The 21,421-nt window shown below is 54.9% G+C and carries 25 protein-coding genes and 1 tRNA gene; 16 read left to right on the top strand and 10 right to left on the bottom strand.

Annotated features, from left to right (window positions below; translation table 11 throughout):
• Position 1: 1 nt before the first annotated feature.
• From TNEU_RS03700 to TNEU_RS03680, 5 genes are all read left to right on the top strand, one after another.
• A complete protein-coding gene (locus TNEU_RS03700; protein WP_012350098.1) occupies positions 2-1,921 on the top strand; it encodes a (Fe-S)-binding protein in 1,920 nt (639 codons plus the stop codon).
• A gap of 81 nt (positions 1,922-2,002) precedes the next feature.
• Positions 2,003-3,058, top strand: a complete 1,056-nt coding sequence (locus TNEU_RS03695; protein ID WP_012350097.1) for an inositol-3-phosphate synthase — start codon at positions 2,003-2,005, stop codon at positions 3,056-3,058.
• Positions 3,055-3,357: a PadR family transcriptional regulator gene (locus TNEU_RS03690; protein ID WP_012350096.1), complete on the top strand. Its 303-nt coding sequence runs from the start codon at positions 3,055-3,057 to the stop codon at positions 3,355-3,357. The genes TNEU_RS03695 and TNEU_RS03690 overlap by 4 nt, the downstream gene beginning before the upstream one ends.
• Entirely contained in the window at positions 3,354-3,812 is a 459-nt protein-coding gene (locus TNEU_RS03685; RefSeq protein WP_012350095.1) for a molybdopterin-guanine dinucleotide biosynthesis protein B, read from the top strand. Before TNEU_RS03690 ends, TNEU_RS03685 begins: the two co-directional genes overlap by 4 nt.
• A 33-nt stretch (positions 3,813-3,845) precedes the next feature.
• Positions 3,846-3,955, top strand: a tRNA-Ser gene (locus TNEU_RS03680).
• Here the strand turns inward: TNEU_RS03680 and TNEU_RS03675 are convergent.
• The 4 genes from TNEU_RS03675 to TNEU_RS03660 all read right to left on the bottom strand — a co-directional run bounded on the left by TNEU_RS03675 (position 3,934) and on the right by TNEU_RS03660 (position 7,769).
• Positions 3,934-4,857, bottom strand: a complete 924-nt coding sequence (locus tag TNEU_RS03675) for a hypothetical protein (protein ID WP_012350094.1) — start codon at positions 4,855-4,857, stop codon at positions 3,934-3,936. The two genes, TNEU_RS03680 and TNEU_RS03675, sit on opposite strands and share 22 nt — an antisense overlap.
• A gap of 15 nt (positions 4,858-4,872) precedes the next feature.
• On the bottom strand, positions 4,873-5,253 hold the full coding sequence (gene speD / locus TNEU_RS03670) for an adenosylmethionine decarboxylase (RefSeq protein WP_148682483.1): 381 nt from the start codon (positions 5,251-5,253) through the stop codon (positions 4,873-4,875).
• An 84-nt stretch (positions 5,254-5,337) separates the two neighbouring features.
• On the bottom strand, positions 5,338-7,167 hold the full coding sequence (locus TNEU_RS03665) for a threonine--tRNA ligase (protein ID WP_012350092.1): 1,830 nt from the start codon (positions 7,165-7,167) through the stop codon (positions 5,338-5,340).
• A gap of 26 nt (positions 7,168-7,193) precedes the next feature.
• Entirely contained in the window at positions 7,194-7,769 is a 576-nt protein-coding gene (locus TNEU_RS03660; protein WP_012350091.1) for a nucleotidyltransferase, read from the bottom strand.
• Positions 7,770-7,884: 115 nt separating this feature from the next.
• Between TNEU_RS03660 and TNEU_RS03655 the strand changes: the two genes are divergently transcribed.
• Together TNEU_RS03655 and TNEU_RS03650 are read left to right on the top strand one after the other, a co-directional pair.
• Positions 7,885-9,111, top strand: a complete 1,227-nt coding sequence (locus tag TNEU_RS03655) for a phosphoglycerate kinase (RefSeq protein WP_012350090.1) — start codon at positions 7,885-7,887, stop codon at positions 9,109-9,111.
• A complete protein-coding gene (locus TNEU_RS03650; protein ID WP_012350089.1) occupies positions 9,108-10,142 on the top strand; it encodes a type II glyceraldehyde-3-phosphate dehydrogenase in 1,035 nt (344 codons plus the stop codon). The genes TNEU_RS03655 and TNEU_RS03650 overlap by 4 nt, the downstream gene beginning before the upstream one ends.
• Before the next feature lie 202 nt (positions 10,143-10,344).
• On the opposite strand, the gene TNEU_RS03645 is transcribed toward TNEU_RS03650, so the two are convergent.
• Positions 10,345-10,770, bottom strand: a complete 426-nt coding sequence (locus tag TNEU_RS03645; protein WP_012350088.1) for a hypothetical protein — start codon at positions 10,768-10,770, stop codon at positions 10,345-10,347.
• Positions 10,771-10,986: 216 nt separating this feature from the next.
• On the opposite strand from TNEU_RS03645, the gene TNEU_RS03640 reads away from it, so the two are divergent.
• Positions 10,987-11,406 carry a universal stress protein gene (locus TNEU_RS03640; protein ID WP_012350087.1) on the top strand — a complete coding sequence of 140 codons (420 nt, stop codon included), beginning with the start codon at positions 10,987-10,989 and terminating at the stop codon, positions 11,404-11,406.
• On the top strand, positions 11,407-12,480 hold the full coding sequence (locus TNEU_RS03635) for a family 1 glycosylhydrolase (RefSeq protein WP_012350086.1): 1,074 nt from the start codon (positions 11,407-11,409) through the stop codon (positions 12,478-12,480).
• Here the strand turns inward: TNEU_RS03635 and TNEU_RS03630 are convergent.
• The 3 genes from TNEU_RS03630 to TNEU_RS03620 all read right to left on the bottom strand — a co-directional run bounded on the left by TNEU_RS03630 (position 12,475) and on the right by TNEU_RS03620 (position 14,393).
• A complete protein-coding gene (locus TNEU_RS03630; RefSeq protein WP_012350085.1) occupies positions 12,475-13,134 on the bottom strand; it encodes an ERCC4 domain-containing protein in 660 nt (219 codons plus the stop codon). The two genes, TNEU_RS03635 and TNEU_RS03630, sit on opposite strands and share 6 nt — an antisense overlap.
• Positions 13,135-13,471: 337 nt before the next feature.
• A complete protein-coding gene (locus TNEU_RS03625; protein ID WP_012350084.1) occupies positions 13,472-13,912 on the bottom strand; it encodes a 30S ribosomal protein S17 in 441 nt (146 codons plus the stop codon).
• A gap of 4 nt (positions 13,913-13,916) precedes the next feature.
• A complete protein-coding gene (locus tag TNEU_RS03620; protein ID WP_012350083.1) occupies positions 13,917-14,393 on the bottom strand; it encodes a 30S ribosomal protein S19 in 477 nt (158 codons plus the stop codon).
• Positions 14,394-14,466: 73 nt separating this feature from the next.
• Between TNEU_RS03620 and TNEU_RS03615 the strand changes: the two genes are divergently transcribed.
• From TNEU_RS03615 to rpl12p, 4 genes are all read left to right on the top strand, one after another.
• On the top strand, positions 14,467-15,432 hold the full coding sequence (locus TNEU_RS03615; protein WP_012350082.1) for an NAD(P)/FAD-dependent oxidoreductase: 966 nt from the start codon (positions 14,467-14,469) through the stop codon (positions 15,430-15,432).
• Positions 15,433-15,530: 98 nt separating this feature from the next.
• Positions 15,531-16,058 carry an ATP:cob(I)alamin adenosyltransferase gene (locus TNEU_RS03610; protein ID WP_148682482.1) on the top strand — a complete coding sequence of 176 codons (528 nt, stop codon included), beginning with the start codon at positions 15,531-15,533 and terminating at the stop codon, positions 16,056-16,058.
• Positions 16,059-16,181: 123 nt separating this feature from the next.
• On the top strand, positions 16,182-16,385 hold the full coding sequence (locus TNEU_RS03605) for a 50S ribosomal protein L38e (RefSeq protein ID WP_012350080.1): 204 nt from the start codon (positions 16,182-16,184) through the stop codon (positions 16,383-16,385).
• Between the two features lie 34 nt (positions 16,386-16,419).
• On the top strand, positions 16,420-16,743 hold the full coding sequence (gene rpl12p / locus TNEU_RS03600; RefSeq protein WP_012350079.1) for a 50S ribosomal protein P1: 324 nt from the start codon (positions 16,420-16,422) through the stop codon (positions 16,741-16,743).
• Here the strand turns inward: rpl12p and TNEU_RS03595 are convergent.
• A complete protein-coding gene (locus TNEU_RS03595) occupies positions 16,732-17,415 on the bottom strand; it encodes a DUF2208 family protein (protein ID WP_012350078.1) in 684 nt (227 codons plus the stop codon). The two genes, rpl12p and TNEU_RS03595, sit on opposite strands and share 12 nt — an antisense overlap.
• A 48-nt stretch (positions 17,416-17,463) precedes the next feature.
• Here TNEU_RS03595 and TNEU_RS03590 point away from each other — a divergent pair, with 48 nt between their 5' ends.
• Genes TNEU_RS03590 through TNEU_RS03580 form a run of 3 tightly spaced genes read left to right on the top strand, consistent with a single transcriptional unit; the run spans position 17,464 to position 20,029 of the window.
• The gene (locus tag TNEU_RS03590) at positions 17,464-18,036 is read left to right on the top strand and encodes a hypothetical protein (RefSeq protein ID WP_012350077.1); all 573 of its coding nucleotides are present in this window, start codon (positions 17,464-17,466) and stop codon (positions 18,034-18,036) included.
• A gap of 35 nt (positions 18,037-18,071) precedes the next feature.
• The gene (locus tag TNEU_RS03585; protein ID WP_148682323.1) at positions 18,072-19,580 is read left to right on the top strand and encodes a site-2 protease family protein; all 1,509 of its coding nucleotides are present in this window, start codon (positions 18,072-18,074) and stop codon (positions 19,578-19,580) included.
• Positions 19,577-20,029, top strand: a complete 453-nt coding sequence (locus TNEU_RS03580; RefSeq protein WP_012350075.1) for a hypothetical protein — start codon at positions 19,577-19,579, stop codon at positions 20,027-20,029. Before TNEU_RS03585 ends, TNEU_RS03580 begins: the two co-directional genes overlap by 4 nt.
• On the opposite strand, the gene TNEU_RS03575 is transcribed toward TNEU_RS03580, so the two are convergent.
• Complete coding sequence (locus TNEU_RS03575; RefSeq protein ID WP_012350074.1) at positions 20,021-21,376, bottom strand: RuvB-like helicase; 1,356 nt, start codon at positions 21,374-21,376, stop codon at positions 20,021-20,023. The two genes, TNEU_RS03580 and TNEU_RS03575, sit on opposite strands and share 9 nt — an antisense overlap.
• Between the last annotated feature and the right edge of the window lie 45 nt (positions 21,377-21,421).

The following is a 21,421-nucleotide window of genomic DNA, read 5'->3' as shown; positions in this document are numbered from 1 at the left end:
CATGTCGGCTCGCTACGTCGAGTATCTCGGGCTTCCGTGGTACACGCAGCTTCTGGTCTACCTCCTAGCCCTTCTATCTGTTGTGGCGTGGATATACGGCATGTCTAAGACATATAGAGAGGTGGGTCTTTCCAGAGTTTTCGTACACACCGTGAGAAAGCCTGGCAGAGCGGCGCGTTTTCTGCTGGAGTTCCTCCCCCACTACAGATTCCTCTCTTATGAGACGCTGGGCGGCGTGGGCCACCTCCTTCTTGTGGTAGGCCTGGCAATCTCTCTGGTGGGTACCTTATTGGTGGCTGTGTCTCAGTATACCGGCGCGCCGTACGAGGGGAGGCTCTTCTTGGCGATGAGGTTTTTACTGGACGTCGCGGCGGTTTTGCTCATTTACGCGTCTGTGGCGGGCGTAGCTAGGGTCTATGCGAGAAGATCCATACACGACGATATCAAGCCGTACATTCTGACGTTGCTTGGGTTCTTGGTAATCGGCGTCACGGGCGTAGTGATGAGGAGGTATAGAGCCGAGAGCTACCTAGGGGGACCCTCGCCTTGGTCCCCCCTCACATACCTACTGCCCCAGATCCCACATGACCTCTACGTCGTATCGTACTTCATACACATAGCCGCGGCGTTTTTGACGATGGCGTTTTCGCCTGTTGCGCTTCGCCACATGTACATCGCCTATGCGAACTTCCTCCTAGAGGAGAGACGCCTAGGCGAGCTCAACACGCCCTTTGAGCTGGAGAAAGTGTTGGAGAGCGGCGAGGTTAAGGTCGGCGTTAGGAGGAGGGAGGAGTGGAAAGGGCTCTACGGCATAATGTTTGACGCGTGTACAAGATGCGGCCGTTGCGAGGAGGTGTGCCCCGCATTTGTTGCGAAAAGACCGCTCAGCCCAATGGGATTTGTGGTAAAAATTGCGAGAGCTAGAGGCGGCTCAGACCTCTTCCAGGAAGGCATATCAGAGGATGAAGTCTGGTCATGCACCACCTGCGGCGCCTGCGTCCACCAATGTCCCGTGTACATACGCCACATCGACTATATAGTAGATATGCGCCGCGCGCTTGTTTTCGAGTCGCGGGTTGACCAAAAGAAGGCCGACCTTCTCGTATCGGTAGGCCAATACGGAAACACGTTGATGCAGCCAAACACGGGTAGACACGACTGGCTTAGGGACCTCGGGGTTAAGCATGTAGGAGAGAACACCGAGGCCGAATACATCCTCTGGCTTGGGTGCATGGGTAGTTTCGACGCTAGATCCAAGGATATCGTTAGGTCCTTGGTTGAGATCTTGAGGAGAGCCGGCCTTATAGAGAAGGTCGCAGTTCTCGGCGATGAGGAAACGTGTTGCGGCGACCCTCTAAGAAGGCTGGGGGAGGAAAGCAGATTTCAAGAAATCGTGCTTAACAATAAACGGATATTTGAGAAATACGGAGTCAAAAAAATTATAACGATATGTCCACATGGCTATAACACATTTAAGAATGAATATCCCAGATTCGGCGTTAAAATAGAGGTGTTCCACCACGTCGAAATAATCCAGAAACTCCTGGAAGAAGGTAAAATATCGGTGAAAAGCGCCGGCAAGGCGTACACCATCCACGACCCATGCTACCTAGCTCGCCACAACGGCGTTGTTCAGCCGCAGAGGAGAGTCTTGGTTAAACTTGGAGAGCTAATAGAGCCCTCAAGACGTGGAGAAAAAACCTTCTGCTGCGGCGCCGGCGGAGCCAACTACTGGTACGACGTGCCTGAGGAGAAGAGGATTAGCCACATAAGGTTTGAGGAACTGGCGGCCACGGGCGCCTCGACTGTGGTAACGCTCTGCCCGTTCTGCAACGCCATGTTGTCAGACGCGAAAAGAACTAAGGAAAGCCCCGTGGAGGTGAAAGATATCGCCGAGGTTGTCCTAGAGGAGATGACCTAACGACCTCTCGCCTCGTAGGGCGAGGCTTCCAGTTGTAGCGTCTTTACAGAATTGTTTATTAACAGGTCTGTTAAGAGGGATATGCCCGTCAGAGTCGGCATCGTAGGCGTGGGCAACTGTGCATCTGCCCTAGTGCAGGGGATAGAGATGTATAAACAGAATCCCGATCTAGAGCCCATAGTGGCCTTTAAAGAAATCGGCAAATACACCCCCCGCGACATCGTATTTACATCTGCCTTTGAGATAGACGCCAGGAAGGTGGGGCTCGACCTCGCAGATGCCATATTTCAGCCGCCTAATAACGCCACGGTGGTTTTTAAGCCGCGGAAGCTGGGGGTGACGGTACGCCCAGGCCCCGCTCTTGACGGCGTGCCGGAGGGAGGCCTAGTGCCAAAAATCGTAGAGGGTACTGTGGATGACGTCGTAAAGGAGCTTAACTCGACAAATACAGAGGTGTTGGTGAACTATCTGCCGACAGGCGCGAAGAAAGCCGCTGAGGCGTACGCAGAAGCCGCCCTGAGGGCGGGGGTTGCTTTCGTAAACGCAATGCCGGCGCCGATTGCCACCAGCGAGCTGTGGCAGAGGAAGTTCGCCGAGAGGAACCTCCCGCTGTTGGGCGACGACACCCAGAACCAGATAGGGGCTACGGTGTTTCACAAGACCTTGGTAAGGCTGTTGGCCATCAGAGGCGTGAGGATTAAACACACCTACCAGATAAACGTAGGCGGCACGCCAGACTTCGTCAACCTGATGTATAGACGCGGCGACAAGGAGAAGACGAAGACCGCCGCCGTGAAGATGATGGCAGGGGGGCAGGAGTTCGGCGCATATATTTCGCCTGTTGCCTATATCGAATTCCTAGGCGATAGGAAGATTGCCCACACCCTCATAGAGGCTGAGATCTTCGGAGGCCTCTCGATAAGGATAGAGGCCACTCTAGATGTCCACGACGCCTGGAACAGCGCGGCGGTGGTAACAGACTCCGTGAGACTGGCCAAGTTGGCGCTTGACAGAGGAGTGGGCGGCCCCCTCATAAGCGCCTCCGCGTGGGGATTCAAAAACCCGCCTGTCCACATGAGCCCCGACGAGGCGTATAGAGCGGTTGTGGAGTTCATCGAGGGCAAGCGAAGTAGATGAAAGCCTATCTGCGGTTCAAGCGGTGTATAGGGCGGGGGAACCTCTGGCTCTACGTAGTCAGCATACTCAACAGGCGGGGGCCTCTACACGGCTACGGGATCATCCAAGAGCTGAGGCAACTCGGCTTCGGCGTCAGCACAGTCTACGGCTATGTATTGTTGAAGAGGATGGTCGCAGACGGCGTATTGAAGGAGGTGGAGAAAGACGGCAAAAAGCTCTACATAGCGACGGATGTCGCACAGGAGAACTTCAGGAAGGCGTTGAGGGAGCTCGAGGATCTGGTTAAAAGGCTTTCATGAGCTTGAACACGGCGGAGAGGCGCCCCTGCGTGATACAGATCACCGGGGGGAAGGACGTGGGGAAAACCGTGTTGGCCGAGAGGCTTATCTCGGAGTTGAAGAGCAGAGGCTACTCCGTAGTAGCCGTCAAAATCAGCCACCACGATCCCGAGCCTCCGCACAAGGACACCCACCGCCTTAGGAGGGCGGGGGCGGATAGAGTCTTGTTCTACAACGGAGATATCTACGTGCTATACACCCGCGAGGTGTCTTGCGGCGACGTTGCCGCGGACTACATAGTCGTGGAGGGTCTCCGCGACGTAAAGATCGGTTTCAAGATACACGTGGGGCCGGATCCCCCCAGCGACGCCGACGTGGTGCTCCAGACTCCAAACGAAGCCGTCAAGCCGATGTGTGTAGAACAAGACGTATGCGCGGTGCTTAGACTGATCTCCGCCTATAGACCACGTCGTTAAGCAAGCTATTTAAACCCGGAGGTATAGTCAAACGCCGGGGTGGCCGAGCGGCCCAAGGCGACCTGCGCGCGGCAGGCCTGACCGGGACTTGAGATCCCGTCCCCGTCAAGGGGGCGTGGGTTCAAATCCCACCCCCGGCGCCAGCGGTCTTCCACCTGTCTTGGACATACCTATCTCTTAGGATCTTGTACGCCGCCCACTCTTGGCCTAGGTAAAAGGCGTGGTCCGGCAACAACTTCTGAGCCTCCTTCCGTAGGTTCGCCTCGTCAAGCTCTAGCTGTCTCAGCAAAACACCCCTAGGGCTGTAGTGGTACAGTCTGTCAGCTATTACGAAATTGCCATGCGGGTCGTACACATCCCTCTTGTATATCTCCGGCTTAGCCGTGTAGAAGGCCTCGAGGTCCCTCTTCTGCACAAAGGCAGGCGTAGCTATCAAGAAAGCCGATTTTTCAAGGCCGCAGGGCCACTCCTGTAGAACGTCGCAAGGCCTCGTCAGGTAGCTCCCCGTGGAGCCTACCTGCAGTATCAACACCCCGTATATCACGTCCCCGGAGTCTAGGCCGTAGGTGAGGAGATAATCGACGGCTTTATACCTAAGCGCCTCCAAGTCGCTGTCGTAGAGGATGTGCGGCCCTTGATACGGCATTCTCTTGTTTGGAACCTCTAGCTGGATCTCGACGCGCGGCCTTACCTCAGACGCCGCCGGCTTATAGAGCTCCTCTACGGCCCTCCTCAGACGATCCTCGCTACTCCAGCGCAGATCCACGACTCTAACGCCGAGGTTTTCTACGTATTTACATGGTACTCTCAGGGCCTCGTTACATACACCGCGGAGAGCCTGGATTATGAGGTCGCCCGCCCCGTTTAAGTCGGGTCCGTATACGATTACGGTGTCAACTCCGTTGAGATTTTCATACAGGGACTTCACGACGAAATTCACGGCGTCTGCGGAATAGGCGGTACCGACGAAGGCCACCTTGTCTAGGATGTCTCTGCCTATCTTGTCTGGGCTCTGCCAGAGGAGGAGCAAAAGGAGGTTAGACATCGAAAAAGAGAAAGATTACCTATATGAGCGGTCTGAGTAGTTGACCGTGAACCTCTTGGGGGCTAGTTGCGAGACTATGTATCTAAACGCGGCCATGGGGTCGGAATGTTCGCCGCATGTGTACACATCTACGGTGGCGTAGTTGTATGTCGGCCACGTGTGTATCGCGATGTGGCTCTCCAGTACAAGCGCGATTACGGATACGCCCTCCTTATCCCCGCCCTTGAACTTCCACGAGTTAACCTCGACGAGGTGCATTTTGGCGATATGCGCAGCCTCTATCACTATCTTCCTGAGCTTTTCCTGGTCTCGGAGAAGCTCTTCGTCTACCCCGTACAGCTCGCCGTAGACGTGTTTGCCCACCACCGGGGTTTTGACTTGGGTTGTCGTCTGCATTTCGTGCGCGCCGTAGGTCACCCTATATAAACTTTTCGATCGAAAAAATATATCGATTGCCGGAGAGCGACGGCGGGAAACGACCTAGCTCCTCGTGGGGCGTTGGCTCAGGAAGCGGGGCATATAAAGCGGTCTGTTAGGGTAGCCCCTCACATCTTCCCTGATCTTCTTAATGAGGTCCTCTGGCTTAACCCTATACTGTCCGCCTCCCCTCTCTCTAACGGATACAACTCCCTCCGCCTCCTCCTTAGAACCCACGACACATATGTAGGGTACCCATGCAACCTCCGCGTCTCTAATCCTCTTAGAGAGCGTCTCATCTCTATCGTCGACGTCTACCCTTATGCCCTCGGCCTCGAATTTGTCGGCTACCTCAACCGCGTACTTCAAGTTGTCTCTGGTGATAGGTATAATACGGACTTGCACGGGCGAGAGCCACGTGGGAAGACGGGGGGCCTTGCCCTCCTTTTCCGCCCTAGCCAAGGTGTCAAACACGGCGTAGAGGTACCTCTCAACGCTTCCCAAGATGGCTGTGTGTATTATCACTGGATATCTGGTCTGGTTGTTCTCGTCAACGTATTTAATGCCGAAGCGTTGGGCATTGCCGACGTCGATCTGGAACGTGGCTATTTCTCTGGGTCTACCCAGCTCGTCAATTATATGGAACTCGACGTTTAGAACCCAGTAGTACTTCTGGCCTGGGAGAACCCTCACCAGTATAGGCTTCCCCTCCCGCCTCGCCAGCTCCACCAGGTACTGCCTATGCGCCTTGTAGAAATCCTCAGTCACGTTGTACAGCGAGACGTAGGTCCTTCCAAGCTTTCCGATTTCTCTAAAGATCGCCTCGTGTAGTCTAAAGGTCACCTCCATGGCCTCCGCCAGATCCTTCGTAAAGATGTGGAGATCTGGCATGTAGAACCGCCTTAGTCTAAACAGGAGGACCGTCTCGCCAGGTTGCTCAAGTCTATAGGAGTCGGCCACCTCCAACATGCCGAACGGCAACTGCCTATAGCTGATGACCCAGTCCTTTACCATGGCAAACTGCTGGAAGCAGGCGGCGTATCTCAGTATGAGGTCTGTGTCCGACTCAACGATGTAGAGCCGTTCGCCGAATAGCCGGGCGTGGGACTCGATGGCTCTCTCCGACAGCTTAAACATGTTGGTCCCCCTTATCTTAAACACAGGGATCCCCAGAGATTTGGCGACCGCGTACGCATAGTCCTCCACAAGTTCCATCATCAAGGTGGCCTCCGGCGCATAGCGCATGTGGCCGACGTCCGACATAGGCTCCCACTCGAAGCCGAACTTCCTCATGTACTCCAGGTACCTCGGCTCAGAACCGCCGCCGAGCTCCCTCTTGAACACCTCCTTCTCGACGAGGATCTTGAGATCCTCGTAGCCGTCGTAGTTGAACTTAGCTGGGTCGTGCTCTTCGCCGGAGGGCGTAATCACGATGTATAAATCCCTCCTCTCCTCCGCCTTCTTCTCGGCTCTGGAATCGCCGGGCTTGAAGCTCCTGCTCAGCTCCGAAAGGGGGTGGCCGAGGCACTTCAGCTCAAACGCCTTGTAGTATCCAAAAGGCGCTTTGTAGACCTCGCCGCGGAACTCGGACTTAACGACCTCATACAGTTTGTTGACGATTTCTCTCGCGGCGTACGGTCTCGCCAACTCGTTTGAGAGATGTGCATAGGGGTATATAACGATGGAGGAGGCCTTGACCTTCTCGGCTACTTCAACTATGTCGCGGGCGATCTGGCGTAGGAATCCCTCCTCGGGGACGTCCCCCCTCTCTACCGTGGTAAACACCACGAGGGCGTTGGAGGCGCCTCCCGACACCGGCTCGTCCCTGATATCAAGCGCAGGCTCTTTTACCTCCCAACTAAAACGCTCTGTATGTAGGTACAAAACGCGCATGGCTCAAACACGTCTGTTATTTATATCTATTCGACGTAGATACCGTTTCTCCTTAGTCTTTTTAAAATACCTTCAGAATCTTCTGGGTATAAATTGGCATATTTTTTGATCTTATCGTAATCTATCTTGATGTTTCGTTCAAGTATTAACCGTGCTACTTCATTAATAAACTCCTCCGCCTCTCTAGTCGCTATCTTTGCCTTAAGCACAAGCAACTCCTCTAGGCCTATGGACTTGATCTTGAGACCGTTGACGTCGACGTGTTTTAAGTCTGATAGGAGCTCTGGTGGGATATAGATGTCGAGGATGTTCTCCAGCAGATCTACACGTACCGCCTCGCCTCTGGCTATTATTTCATAGTATATCGTGCCGTGGTCGGAGGTCCCCATATCCCAATCGTTCTGGCTAGCTATTTCCTCGAAAAGCTCGTTGTCTAATACGGTGGACTTGTTCAAGATAAATAGGTCGATGTCGCCTGGGTCGTACTCTATCTTGTAGAGAAAGGGCAATACGGCGCTGCCGACGAGTACGAACTCTACATCTCTCTCTTGAAGCTTGGCGGCAACCAACTTCAGCGCCTCTCGGTATTTGTCAAGGCGCATAGATCTAGATGGCCGGCCTTTAATAACCTTTGGCCACGGGCGATATGGTAGTTATATAGATCTATATATCGAGTGTAATCAGTAATACTTATTAACCTCGGTTTTACAATCCAACATGCTACTTAATGATGTTATAGACCAGTTGCCAAACATCAATAAATGCCTAAGAAAAGGCAAAACTCTATTTATCAGAGTTGATATAAACTCTCCCATAGTAAATGGAAAGATAGTTGACGATTTTAGGATAAGAGCTCACGCAACCACCCTCAAGTTGGCCTCTGAGGCGGGGGCGAAAGCCGTGGTTCTAGCCCACCAGGGCAGACCCGGCCAAGACGACTTCACCTCCCTAGAAATCCACAAGCCGTACATCGAGAAGTACCTCGAGAGACCGATCAAGTTCGTAGACGACGTCGCAGGTCCCGAGGCTAGGAGACAGATCAAAGAGCTGAGGGAGGGAGAGATACTGCTTCTGGAAAACGTGAGACTGCTCTCGGAGGAGGTTATAGAGAAAGTCCCGGAGGCCCAGGCCGAGACCTATCTAGTGCGTAAGCTGGCGCCGCTGGGGGACTACTTCGTTTTCGACGGCTTCGCGGTGGCGCATAGATCGCAGCCGAGCGTCGTCGGATTCCCAATGGTGCTGCCGTCGTGTATGGGTCCGGTTTTTGAGAGAGAACTGAGGGCGCTTAGCGTGGTCTTTGAGAGACGCGGAAAAGGCGTACTGCTGATAGCAGGCGGAGCGAAGATCTCCGACACTCTCAAAGCCGTGGAACAGCTGTTGAAGAGCAACACCGCGGAGCACGTAGCAGTAGGCGGCCTCGTCGGATTTGTGTTCTCAGTGGCGAAGTACGGGTTTGTAAACAGCGCGCTGAGGCAGGAGGTGGAAAAAGGCGGCTATATGCCATATGTAGATAAGGCGCGGGCGCTGTTGGACAAGTACGGGAAGCAGATCTATACGCCGATAGACTTCGCCGTAAATCAAAACGGCAGAATGGACGTAGATATATACTCGCTTCCTCAAGTGCCGCTGGACATAGGCCGATCCACCGTGATACAGTTTAAGGAGCTTATCGAAAACAGCGAGATCGTCATATTCAGCGGACCCATGGGCTATATAGAAGATGAGAGATTCGCCGCAGGCACGATAGAGCTCATGCGCGCGGCCTCCAAAAAACGGCTGATACTAGGCGGCGGCCACACGATACTGGGGGCCGAGAAGGCGGGGGTGTTAGACAAGGCGTTCCACGTCTCCACCGGAGGCCGCGCGTTTATACAGACCATAGGGGGCGAGGAAATGCCTGCTGTGAAAGCGTTATTAACATCGGCTAAGAAGTTTGGGCTATGATAAGGGTAGGCATCGTCGGCTACGGCACAATAGGCAAAAGAATCGCAGACGCCGTTGTTGCACAAGACGACATGAAGATAGCCGGCGTGTTGAAGGTAAGCCCAGACTACGAGGCGAAAGTCGCAGTTTCCCGAGGCTTCCCGGTCTACACGCTGCCCGACAGAGTTGAGAAGTTCAAAAAAGCCGGCATAGAGCCCGCGGGCACGATAGAGGATCTAATCAAGGCATCCGACGTGGTTGTCGACGCCTCGCCTGAGGACGTTGGGCGGGAAAATAAGGAGAAGTACTACCAGAGGTATGACAAACCAGTCATATTCCAAGGCGGCGAGGAGGCCGACGTGGCAGAGGTTAGCTTCAACGCGTTGGCGAACTACGAGGAGGCTAGGGGCAAGCGCTACGTCAGAGTGGTGAGTTGCAACACCACAGGAATCACGAGAGTGCTAACATCGCTAACCCTCAACGGCGTCGGCATAAAGAAGGCGAGGATATTTATAGCGAGGAGAGGCGCCGACCCTAAGGAGCACAAGAAGGGGCCTATCAACGACGTGGTTCCAAACCCAGCCACCGTGCCTAGCCACCACGGCCCCGACGTACAGACAATACTGAGAAACGTCGATATTGTGACTATGGCTGTCGCAGTACCTGTGACGATAATGCACATGCACATGGCGTATATAGAGCTAGATTCAGCCTATCCCAAAGACCAAGTCATAGAGGCTTTCGCTAAAACGCCGCGTATCTTCTTAGCAGACGTTGGGGCGGGTTTCCAGAGCCTCGCGCAGGTGATCGAATACGCGAGGGATCTCGGGAGACCGAGAGGCGACTTCCCCGAGGTGGCCGTGTTTAGAGACTCGGTAACCACCCACGGAAACGAGCTCTACCTCATGTACGGCGTCCACCAGGAGTCGATAGTGGTGCCAGAGAACATAGACGCGATACGCTCCATATTCGGCACGTTGCCTAAGTGGAGATCCATAGAAAAAACCGATAAATCGCTTAAGCTCACCACAGAGGGGAAGAGATACGGCTGAAGACGCGTTTTCGCCCATATACATCAGAAAGACTTGCGACGGTTTTTAGCCCGCTGCGGAATCTGTCCCCATGGCACGTCCGCTGGGTTTATAGACGCTGGGGCTACGGCCATCAGAATATCGATACCACCCCTAGGGCGGGCTTTCGCTTGCAAGCGAGGCGTTGAAACGCGCAAGCCTCCTGAGGACCCGGTTTAGTGTGTCAGCGTGGAAGGCACAGATAATAAGCCATAAGGAGGCCTAAAACGAGTGCGGGCGCGTTGTACACCCAAGATATCGCCCTCTTCCCCGGCGTCAGCCGGTCCAGAAAGACGTGGGTGAGGCCGCCCAACGCCCCGAGCGCCGCCCATAACGCCCATGGGAGGCCGGCGATCCACGCCACCGACGCGGCGGTCAGAGAGTGCGTAGCCACGGCCCAGGGGTCGTGCCAACGCGTCCTGTACGGGACTGTTTTTGCCACGGCCCAGGGGCCACCCCGCCACGCTTTGACGGGCTTTCTGCCGTGGGCCAAGACGTCTGTGAGCTTAGTGGCGGCGATTGCGTACGCCGCAATGAGTAGAAGATATGAACAGCGGTAGACCGAAATCAGCGGAAGCGCCGCCCAGACGTAGTGCGTAACCCACTTCACGGAGTAGCAGAAAGCGCTGCATAAAAACCATTGCCCCACGCTGGGTTAAGACTGGTTCATAACGAAGCCTCTGGGCGCAGGCGAGGAGAACAAGGCATCGATACAGCCAGCCCCTATGACTAACCTGGACTAGGCCGCCCTCGCGGCGCCTCCGCGAGCTGTGGCCGGGGCCGTAGAGGGGACCAAATTTTAAAACTGCACTAGCTATATTTCACAATGGTGGATGAGCCGTCATACGAGCTCGCCTATAGGTTTAGACGGATACTTGTCCCAGTCTCGCCGATGAATCCCTCCAGGCTGAAGGAGATCTTGAGCGTGGCGGCCGACTTTGGGGAGAGATACGGCGCCGAGATAGTATATGTCTACGTAGCCGCTGGCGATGCGGACGTGGAGCAGCTGAAGAGATCTATCGAAGAGCATATGGCTAGGAAGGGGGTTAGATACAGCTTTAAGGTGAGGAAACTCGGCGAAGGCGAAACCGTTGCCTCGGAGATCGTGAAAGAGCTTTCTGAAAACAGCTACGACATGGTTATCCTACACTCGCGTGGGTACTACGGCTCTTCAGCGCTTCTCTACAACAGCACATCTATCGCAGTAGCGCTAGCGGCCAACACCTCCGTCTTAATACTGCGGTAGGTGCAGATAGGCGCGGCGGTTTCTCCATATCAACACTTCGGCTTTTGTAGATGCGACCTCCCCGACGAACCGGGAGCCCACCACCTGCTCTTCTACGAGGAGGACCTCGACCTCGCCAGGAGGCTAGGCCTTGACGCGTTTAGGACAGGCGTCGAGTGGGCGTTGGTGGAGACGAGGGAGGGGGAGTACAACCGGGAGTCTATTAGGCTGTTTTCAGACTACCTAGCCTCCATAAAGAGACGTGGGCTCAAGACGTGGGTCTCCCTGCACCACTTCACCAACCCGAGGTGGGTTTGGAAACATGGCGGGTGGGAATCGAGGCATGTGGCTAGGCGGTTTGTCCAATACGTCGAGCTCGTGGCTAGAGAGCTGGGTGGCTTGATAGACGTAGCTCTCCTCTTTAACGAGCCAAATATGTACACGTTTCTCGCCTATATCAGAGGCGATCTGCCGCCTTACGGCTTCCTATCGCCTAGGCACATGCGTAGGGCTTTGGAGAACATCAAGAGGGCCATCCTGGAGGCCAGAGACGTGGTGAAATCCTACGGCGTCGCCGTATCTTTTACACATTCGTACACGAAAATCGAGTCTAGAAACATAGTTTTCAAGGCTGTATCCTTTTTCCTAAATAGACAGCACATAGAATATATGCAGATGTTTAAAGAAATGGATTATACATCGCTAAACTATTACGTTGTGGGGAGATACGAAGATCTGGCGTTACGTTTTATCTATAGACCAGCGGCTTTGCTGGAGGTGAAGAGCCCTACGCCTCTTGCAGTGACGGAATTCGGCATAGCAACAAGAGACGAGAGGACGAGATACAGCTACCTCTGCGCCATGGCTCATGTCTTAAAGAGGGCGAAACCTGTGGCCGCTATCTGGTGGAGCTTTCTACACGGCTACGAATGGGGGCTCGGGTACCAGCCCTTTTTTGCCTTAGTCGACGTAGTAGGCACGAGACGTGTTCCCACCGAACTTGCGAAAAAGTTTAGGCAGACGCTTGAGAATCCGCCGGAGTGCCCTCTCGAGGAGAGAAACGCTGGTCTAGAGTGGCGTTGGGAACCGCTATAGAAAATCGTCAAGTTGCGAGCCGGAGGAGTACGGAGTTTCTAGGATCCTCTTAATCGCGGCATGTCGTCTCTCGTCTATGTTCCACGATCTGTAGTTAAGGAGGGCGTTGAGGGGGGTGCCGAACCTCTTCAACAGCTCCTCAGCACGCTTAGGCCCTATGCCGGGCAGAGAGGCCAGAAGCGCGATCTGAAGGGCGCGGACGTCGCTTCCCTTTTTAGCGGCAGGCGCCTTCACCTTGCCACCACCTTCCTTCTTGGCGGCGAGACAGAGGAGGGCCCCCGTCTGCGCCCTATCCTCCGTATATATGAGACCAAGCCCCATCTTGTAGAGGGCCAACTGGGCGCCTAAGACGGCGTTTGGGGAAACCCTCCTCGACTTTAGCTCCTCCCAGAGGTCACCCTCCACAACTATCACCGGCCTCAGTCCGGCACTCTTAAGCCTTTCGGCTTGATCGAAAAGCCTGCCGTCGATTATAGAATTTACAAAATCCGAAGCGCTTTTCCTTTCGAAGATAAAGACGCCAGCCACGTAGTCCCCCACCTCAAGCTTAGTTTTTACAACGGCGCAACCGGCCTCCTTTATGTGGCGTACTACCTCCTCAGCTTGTTCGCGCGAGTCTACGAGAACGGTAGGGACAAGCTCGAATTTCATCATCGTTAGATAAAGCTTTTGTAATTATCTGTGATCTGGAGTGCCGCCGAGGCTTGACGGGGCATGTCTTGCGGCAAGGCGCTCTAAGACCACCTCTAGGCGCCGGACACCGCGATAAACGCGCCAACGCATAGGAGCTGGATTGCGACAACCCTCGGCCAACCAATCCGGCGCTACATCAACGGCGGTTAGAAGCTGATGACGTAGCCCAACCTTAGGTTGGCCGTTGTCCCCCATGTCCGATGATCTCACGCCGGGGATAACCTGGCTACTAATGAAGGCATGGGCGAGGAGAAAGTCGCTAGGCGACGCCTAGGGACAGGCGGTAAACGGTTTTGCACTAGGCGGTCAAGGTCTCGTGTTTGGCTTTCCAGGCGATTAGGTCCTCCCTCTTGCCTATGACAACCCAGGAGATAGTTTTAGAGAGCGGCCTCGTCTCTGCTATGATCACCTTGTCCCCCGGCTTCACCTCTATACACTCGGGGACTCTCACCTTGATCCTTCTCCTTCTACGCTCGTAGCGGTTGTACTTACGTATGTAGTGGACCCACTCGTGGGTCACCACGGCGGCTTTGTGCATCCTGACCTTCTCAACGGTGACCTCAAGCAGCTTCAGCCTAATCTTGAGATGCCCGTGCCAAGGACAGAGGGGGTCGTCGCATACGGCCAGCGGAGGTTGAACATACGGCAAGCCTATGTCTCTCACCTCCACCTTCTTTCCATTGGGCAGAGTTACGACGTCGCCGGCGCGAGGTCTAGACTGTAGCTTCACGACCGTCATGGCATCACTTAGCGGCGATGTGGAGCGAGGACCTTGTCGCCTTTAGGCCTGGCTCGCCGTGTTGCACAACCTTGGTGGTGAGGGCGAACTCGCCTAGGTAGTGGCCTATGTGCCAAGGCGATATGAAGACCGGTATGTAGGTAATACCGTTGTATACGTGTATAGTTAAGCCGACCATCTCGGGCAGTATTATCATGTCTCTACTGTGGGTTTTTATGGTGACCTTCTTCCCCTGCGCCGCGAGCCTCTTGGCCTTCCTGATTTTCTCAAGCAACTTCCTGTGCTCCGGCTTTAGCCCTCTCTTGAGGCTCCTCCTCTGGCGCGCCGGCAACAGCTTGATAAACTCGTCCATTGGGAGGTTTAGGAGCTCCTCAAGAGTTTTGCCTCTGTATCTAAACGTCCCCCACTCCTCCGGCGGGATAACGGCGGGGGTTATCCAACCCTGCTTCCCCTTCTGAGCCTCCTGCTCTTTTGAAGACATTGTCGCGGCGTATCAAGATAGTTTAAAAGCTTTGCCGCCTTAATCTTTTTATCTCCACCTCGATGGCGCGTTTATGGAGGCCGACTACGACGTTATAATCATAGGGGCAGGCATAGCGGGGCTTTCAGCAGCCCTATATGCCTCACGCCAGCGCCTTAGGACTCTGGTGATAAGCAGAGATCTGGGGGGCCAACTAAACATGACCACGTTGATTGAGAACTACCCAGCTATACCAAAGATCTCGGGGCCGGAGCTGGCGAAAAGGGTGGAGCAACAAGCCCGCTCCTTTGGAGCCGAGATAATCTTCGACGAGGTGAAAACCGTGGAAAAGGGCGAGGGCGTATTTATCGTAAAGACCGAGGGGGGAGACGAGTACAAAACGCTTGCGGTCATCCTGGCGTTTGGGAAAACGCCGAAGGAGCTCGGCGTACCCGGCGAGGCTAAGTTCAAAAACAAGGGAGTGTCCTACTGCACCATCTGCGATGCCCCGTTCTTCAAGGGGCAAGACATAGCGCTGGTGAGTTGGGGCGATCTGGCCAGGGAGCCCGTAACGATACTCTCCTCGGTATCCAACAAGTTCTACTGGATATACCCCTCAGAGAAACCCATACACGACGACGAGTTCATAGAACAGGCTAGGAGGTTGGGGAAGGCCGTCTTTATGCCAAACAGCGAGGTGGTGGAGATAAAGGGCGACACAAAGGTGAGGTCTATCGTCGTGCGGAACAGAAAAACCGGGGAGACCCAGGAGTTGCCCGTGGCTGCCGTCTTCGTAGAGGTGGGCTACGTCACAAAAAGCGACTTTGTTAAACATCTTGTGGACCTCAACGAAAGAGGTGAGATAATAGCGGATTGGGAGGGTAGGACTAAGACCCCCGGCGTGTTTGCAGCGGGTGACATCGTGGCATATCCCTACAAGCAAGCCGTGATCTCGGCAGCCATGGGCGTCGCCGCTGCCCTATCTGCCACAGCCTACGTCATGAAGATCAAAGGGAGGCCCCTCCACTCCTTGGTGGACTGGCGTGCCGAAAAGAAGTAGTCAGACGGCTGAAATCGCTTCACGACGTCAATGCTCAGCGGCCTCATCACCGACATTTTTATCCACTGTGTATTTATTTAGGAGTTGGAAAACTGGTGGTGTTAGCCAAGCCCTGTCTGATGTGGTTTTCATGTCCCGGCGACGGTGGAGATACCCTTGTGTATTGGAGGGGGGAGGCGCGTAGGGCGAGGAAGGACGACCCCGTCGTTAAGCTGTACGGCGCCCTCGATACGGCAACGACATATGCCCATAAGGCGGCGAACGTCCTCCAGAGGCCGCAGGCCCGCATCATGAGGCTGGCCGCCTTCTCGCTGATGGAGCTCGGCTTCTACATGGCGACGGGGAGGGCGGAGTACCTAGACACAGCCACGGCCTTGTACAAACGCGCGCTTAAGTTGGCGTATGCGCATGCCCCGGAGGAGCCGCTGAGGAGCTGGATCGCCTGCGCCTCGCCGGAGTGTAGCGCCGTAGACGAAGCTAGGGTGTGGATAAGGTGGGCGGAGAGGAGGGCCGTGGCCCTGGGCGAGCAGGCGGTGGCCAAGCTCCTCAACCAGCTCTCCAACCTAGCCTTCGAGGTCATGAGAACCCTCCCCCATATCAAGTATAGACACAGAGACGTCGGATAACTTTAAATAAGTAGATGTACCAAATACTGCCCTAGGCAACACCCCTGTAGGGGGGCGTATGAGCCTGGCGGGTTACCCCGGCCATATCGTTAAAACTTATATACATAGCCCATTCCCCCCACTATGCCTAAGGAGGTGTTTTTGCTCGAGCTGTGGAGACAGTATGGCGAAAAGGCTGAGGAGGTGAGAGTAAAGCGGTACCCGGAGTACGTAAAACTGAAGGCAAGGCTCTCAGGCTACCTCTACACGATAAAGCTTCCTCCAGAAAAGGCGGAGCAGGTTCTGTCTGAGCTGAAGGCTAAAAACGTCAAAATCGAGGAGGTCTGAAAAATTTTTAAAGGTCTCCTTCTCGCTCTCAACCATGGAGTACATATACGGCGCCCTGTTGCTCCACTACGCCAAACAGGAGATAAACGAGGAAAATCTCACGAAGGTGCTCCAAGCGGCAGGCATATCGCCAGACGAGGTGAGAGTGAAGACCCTCGTGGCGGCGCTTAAGGAGGTGAACATAGAGGAGGCTATAAAGTCGGCGGCTTTCGCCCCAGTGGCCGCCGCCCCGGCGGCGGCTCCAACTGCTACGGCCGCCGCGGCGCCTGCAGCCAAGGCAGAGGAGAAAAAGGAAGAGGAGGAGAAGAAAGGCCCAAGCGAGGAGGAGATCGCCGGCTCTCTGGCCTCACTGTTTTAGGCGTAGTAGCCTAGATAAAACAGCATCAAGTTCTTTTACATCTCTGTGATATATCCTGAACACTTGGTTATTTAGCTTGAACTCTATGAAACGCCTTTCCTCGTTAATCTTGTACTCAGATACCTCAAGCGGGGCTTTTAAACCCAGGGTTTTGTCTATCACAACTCCGGCTTCGTAGACCTTGAGACTTCTCACGATGCGCGGCACCACGGGGGGCTTAAACGCCAGCATAGATATGGCTGAGAACACGCTGAAGATCGCGACGTAGCTTATGAACCTGGCCGCGGTTGGGCCTATTGATGCGCCCAGCGATGTCTCGGCCACGTGCGGCAAGGTGGGGAAGAGGAAGGTGGCCAGCAGTATAAAGCCGGGGAGTATGAGTAGCGGCATGAAGGACGCCCTTGCGAACTTCCTGTACTCGTCCATCAACGCCTTGTCCTTCTCCAGAAGTTTATCGACCTCCTTCTCGTCTATCTCCATCAACGGCTTGCCCCTAGAGATCTCTTGTACATTCGCTATGCCTCTCCTGTACGTCCTTACGCCTATGAAGATAGATACCGCGAAGAACAGTACGAAGTACAGCAGGACGGCGGTGAAATAATCGCTTGGGAAGAAAGTGAGTATCGTGGCAAACGCCAGTATAGAGACCGCGCTGATTAAAACGCGCCTCATGGCGTTGGGAAGTGGCGCAGTTTATAAACCTTATAATACGGTGGAGGCGTGGTAAAAATCGCGGCGGTCTGCTCAGACTTTCCCGGCTCCCTTGAGCCTAGCCATGGCTTTGGCTTGCTGATAAACGATGTGTTGCTGTTCGACAGCTGTAGCAGAGAGGCCGCCTCCGCGTTTCTGTCTAGGTATCCATCAAGGCCGTTGCTGGGCGTCGCCGGCGTACCGGGCAGTAGCCACCACGCCGGCGGCTTCGACCTCTTCAATGTGCCGGTGGTCAAGCCAAGCGGGGATCTGAGGCTCAGGGTTAGGGGGGTTGAATACAGCTTGTTCTGGGAGCGCTGGGAGAGCGTGTTATACGTCGACAACGTGTTGATCACCCCCTGCGGCCTCTACACCCTACCCAACCACAAGCTGTCGAGAAGGGGGCTAAAGGCTAGGTGCGTCGTGGGTGGGTTAGGAGGCACGGCCATTAACCCATATGTCCAACACAGAGTCGTGGCGGAGCTCCGGTTGCTCGGCGCCAGATGCCTAGTGGTGACGCACACGGCCCCCCAATTCGTAAAAGAGCTGGAGAGGAAGTTTAACGTCTTCAAGATCGGCGCCGGCTCTGTTGTGGAGATCTAGAGCTAAATAATTAATATGCAGATCTCTCAGGCGACGTGGAAAACGCGTTGGTGTTTCTGGCCAGCTGGGTGCTCCTCGTGGGGCTGGTGTACCTAGTAGACAAAAGGGCCGTCAGGTACTTCGTCGCGATTTATTGGAAAAGCGAGAGGCTTGTGGCGTATGTGGCTAGGTTTACGGAGAAGCTGAGCTTTATACCTCTTAGGGCGTATCTAGCCGCCGTGGTTGTGCTTTTTCTCATGCCTGTGTTTTTAGCAATGCCGTTGGTGCGCCCCGATGGGCAAGTGCAGCTCCTTTCAGGATTCCTCTACATGTTGGTCGGCGGCACGCTGTCTGCAATTAAATCTCTGGCTGGGGGGAGACCGGTGGAGGAGGCGGCGGCGCATTCGGCGGGAGTAACGCCGATAGTCCCCGGCGTAACTCTGCCTTGGGATCAACTGCCGTATTTGGCCGTAGCCATCGTCGTCTCCGTTGTGTTGCACGAGCTCATGCACGGCTACGCCGCGTTGAGATACGGAATTCCTGTAAAGTCGGTGGGCGTCTTCTCGCTGTTGTATGTATTCAGCGGGGCGTTTGTTGAGCCGGACGAGGAAAGCTTCAAAAAGGCCAGCACCGAGGCTAAGGTAGCAGTGCTGGCGAGCGGCGTTGCGGCCAACGTGGTGTTGGCTGTGGCGGCGATGGCGTTAGGGATCCTGGGCGCGTGGGCTGGACTCCAAGGGGCTGTATTCGGCGTTTCGGCGCTTGGCGTAAACACCGGAGATAGGGTTCTGGAGATACATGGATGCGGCATGAGCGAGAGGGTGTACACGCCCGACGACTTCTTGACCAAGGTAAACGTGCTTGCCGGCATGGGCCCGCTCCTAGGCGTGAACAAGACTGTCTCGTGTAGACCTGGGGATAAGGTCACCTTGGTGGCGGGGAGCTGGCTTGGAAGATACAGCGTTGAGGTGGATTACGTCAACTTCACGACGCCCCCCAGGGTCAACTGGCTCTACGTAGAAGGCTCCCTGTATAAAGGCGGCGTGAGGGCGGGAGATGTTATAAAGAGGGTGGTTGGATGCGGCGTGGAGGCGGAGGTCAACACCAGCGGCCAGCTCATATCGGCGCTCCAGCTAATGAAGCAGAGGTGTAAACCCGGCGACGTCATATCTGTGGACGTGGAGAGAAACGGCACACTTGCGACGTTCAACATCACTCTCGTGGAGAAGGGAGGCTCAATATTCTTCGGGCTTGGGCCCGGCAGTCTCCCCCTGTGGGGCTACGACGAAGGTCCCATTAGGAGGAGCCAGCTCTACAACACGGACTTCGCCAAGCTGATCTTCTGGATGATAGTGGTTAACTACGGCCTAGCTATGTTAAACGCCTTGCCCATATATCCGCTGGACGGCGGCCAACTACTCGCCGCGGTAGCACAGCGGAAGTTGGGGGAGAAAAACGGCAAGGCGCTGGTGACGGCTGTCACCTGGGTTCTCGCAGCGATGTTGGTGTTCAACGCGGCCTTGGGCGTGTTGGGGGAGCAGTACAAAATACTGCAGTCGATAAAATGACGAAGTTGCTGATACTTGCCATAGTTGCCGTGGCCGCGGTCTCAGCTATGTTGCCAGTTGAAAACCTGGTTTCAGACGCCTACAGGCCACCCCCCAACAAAGTGGTTACCCCCTCCGGGATCGCCGTTGTGGACGCCCCCCTCTGGCTATACTTCTGGAGGGTCACTATAACGCTCACGGCTCTCCTCTTCGCGGCGATTGTGGCCACGTTTTTCACCCGTTCAAACGCCAGAGTCCGCTGGACTTTAGCGGCGCTTTCGGTCTCAATCGCCGTCTTCCACTACCTCACGTTGCTGTTTACGTCGTCGCCTCCCGGCTACGGCATAGCTATATATCCGCTGTTTTACACGATATCTGTAAAAGGCGTCACCCAAGTATATCTCGACATCGGACAAGTGCTGATCCTATACGCCGTCTACAACGTGTATCTGGCTAATAAGCTATCTTAGGAACTTCCCCTCTAGGGACTTGACGTATTCAACCGACTCCTTCGTGGAAATGAAGTGCCCCCTCACATACTCTACGTCCTCTGCGGCGACGCTGGATCTGCCCCTCTCCTTGGCTATAATATAGGCCGGCACCAGCAACTGTAGCGCGTACCTTAGAGAGTGCTCTACGCCGATAGACGTGAGGAGCTTAAGCGCGTCTTCGCCGAGCGCTATGTTTTGCTCCCGCGCCTTTATACTCACGATTTCTCTAATCTCCTCCGCGGTGTACGGCCTGGTCTTTATAATCACAAGCCGGTCTAACACGTCCTGCGGTATCCCGTGCGGCGCCTCTATGTCGGTTCCCCTAACCTTGGCAAACCCTCTATTTGTGGCCATTATGATAATTGGGGCGAACTCCGTCTCCATAGCCCTAGTGAGAAAGGCAAACGTCTCTATGTCCAGCAGATGGGCATCGTCTATAAACAGGACCCCTGGGACCAGCTCTGCCTTGCCCTCCTCCACGGTCTTTTTAACGATCTCGTCAGCCTGCCTTCTTACCTCGTCCGGTATCTCCTTGGTCTCCTCCGCAAAGCCGAAGATCATGGCCGAGATCAAGCCTCTCTGTCTCGCGAGAGACATATCTACCTCATGTAGGGTAAAGAAGCGGACTACCTCCTTCTCTTTGTACACAGGACCCTTAGGTATTTCGACCCTCCTCCTCGCCGGCACGTCGTACTGCTCGCCCCCCTCACCCCTGCCAGCTACAGACACAGTCCCCGTCTCCTCGTCTATCATAATCACGTCACCCTCCTCGACCCCAAGCTCTATGAGCTGTTGGGCGATCTCGGCGGGTACGCGAAGCGTTTTTTCATCGTCTTTTGTCCTCAGCTTAATGGTGGCGCCTAGCACCCTCTGGAGGTAGGGGTTATAGGGATGCCGGCCGTATCTAAACTCGACGCTTCTCACCTCTCCCTCGTAAACCCTCCTCCACTCCCGTATCTTTATCCCGATGGCCCTCCTGAGGGCGCGCATTAGAAACTCCGACTTTTTCACCTCGAGCGAGTATATCTCGCCGCCTGACAGCGCCACGAAGGGGGTCTCGGGGCCTAGCTCGCGGGCTATGCCCAACGCCAGAGCGGTTTTCCCGGTGCCAGGAGGACCCACTATCAAGACGCCTTTCCCAGCGAACTTCCCCTCCTTTATCATCTTAACGACTATGTACGCGGCCTCCCTAGCCTCGGTCTGACCGACGAAGCCATCTGCTGAAAACTCCACCTTTCCGTTTCTAATCCCCAGCCCTCTGATGTGGCTGTGGGCGGCGAACCTCTCGGCATGTGGCCTAACCTCCTCTATCTTTATAGATGACATAGATAGGCCAGAAGCATCCATTTAAAAAATTTTTTAAGCTTGTAG

The organism is Pyrobaculum neutrophilum V24Sta (genome assembly GCF_000019805.1).
Classification (GTDB): domain Archaea; phylum Thermoproteota; class Thermoprotei; order Thermoproteales; family Thermoproteaceae; genus Pyrobaculum; species Pyrobaculum neutrophilum.
Note: the sequence above shows the minus strand (reverse complement) of the source record. Positions and strands in the feature narration are given on the sequence as shown.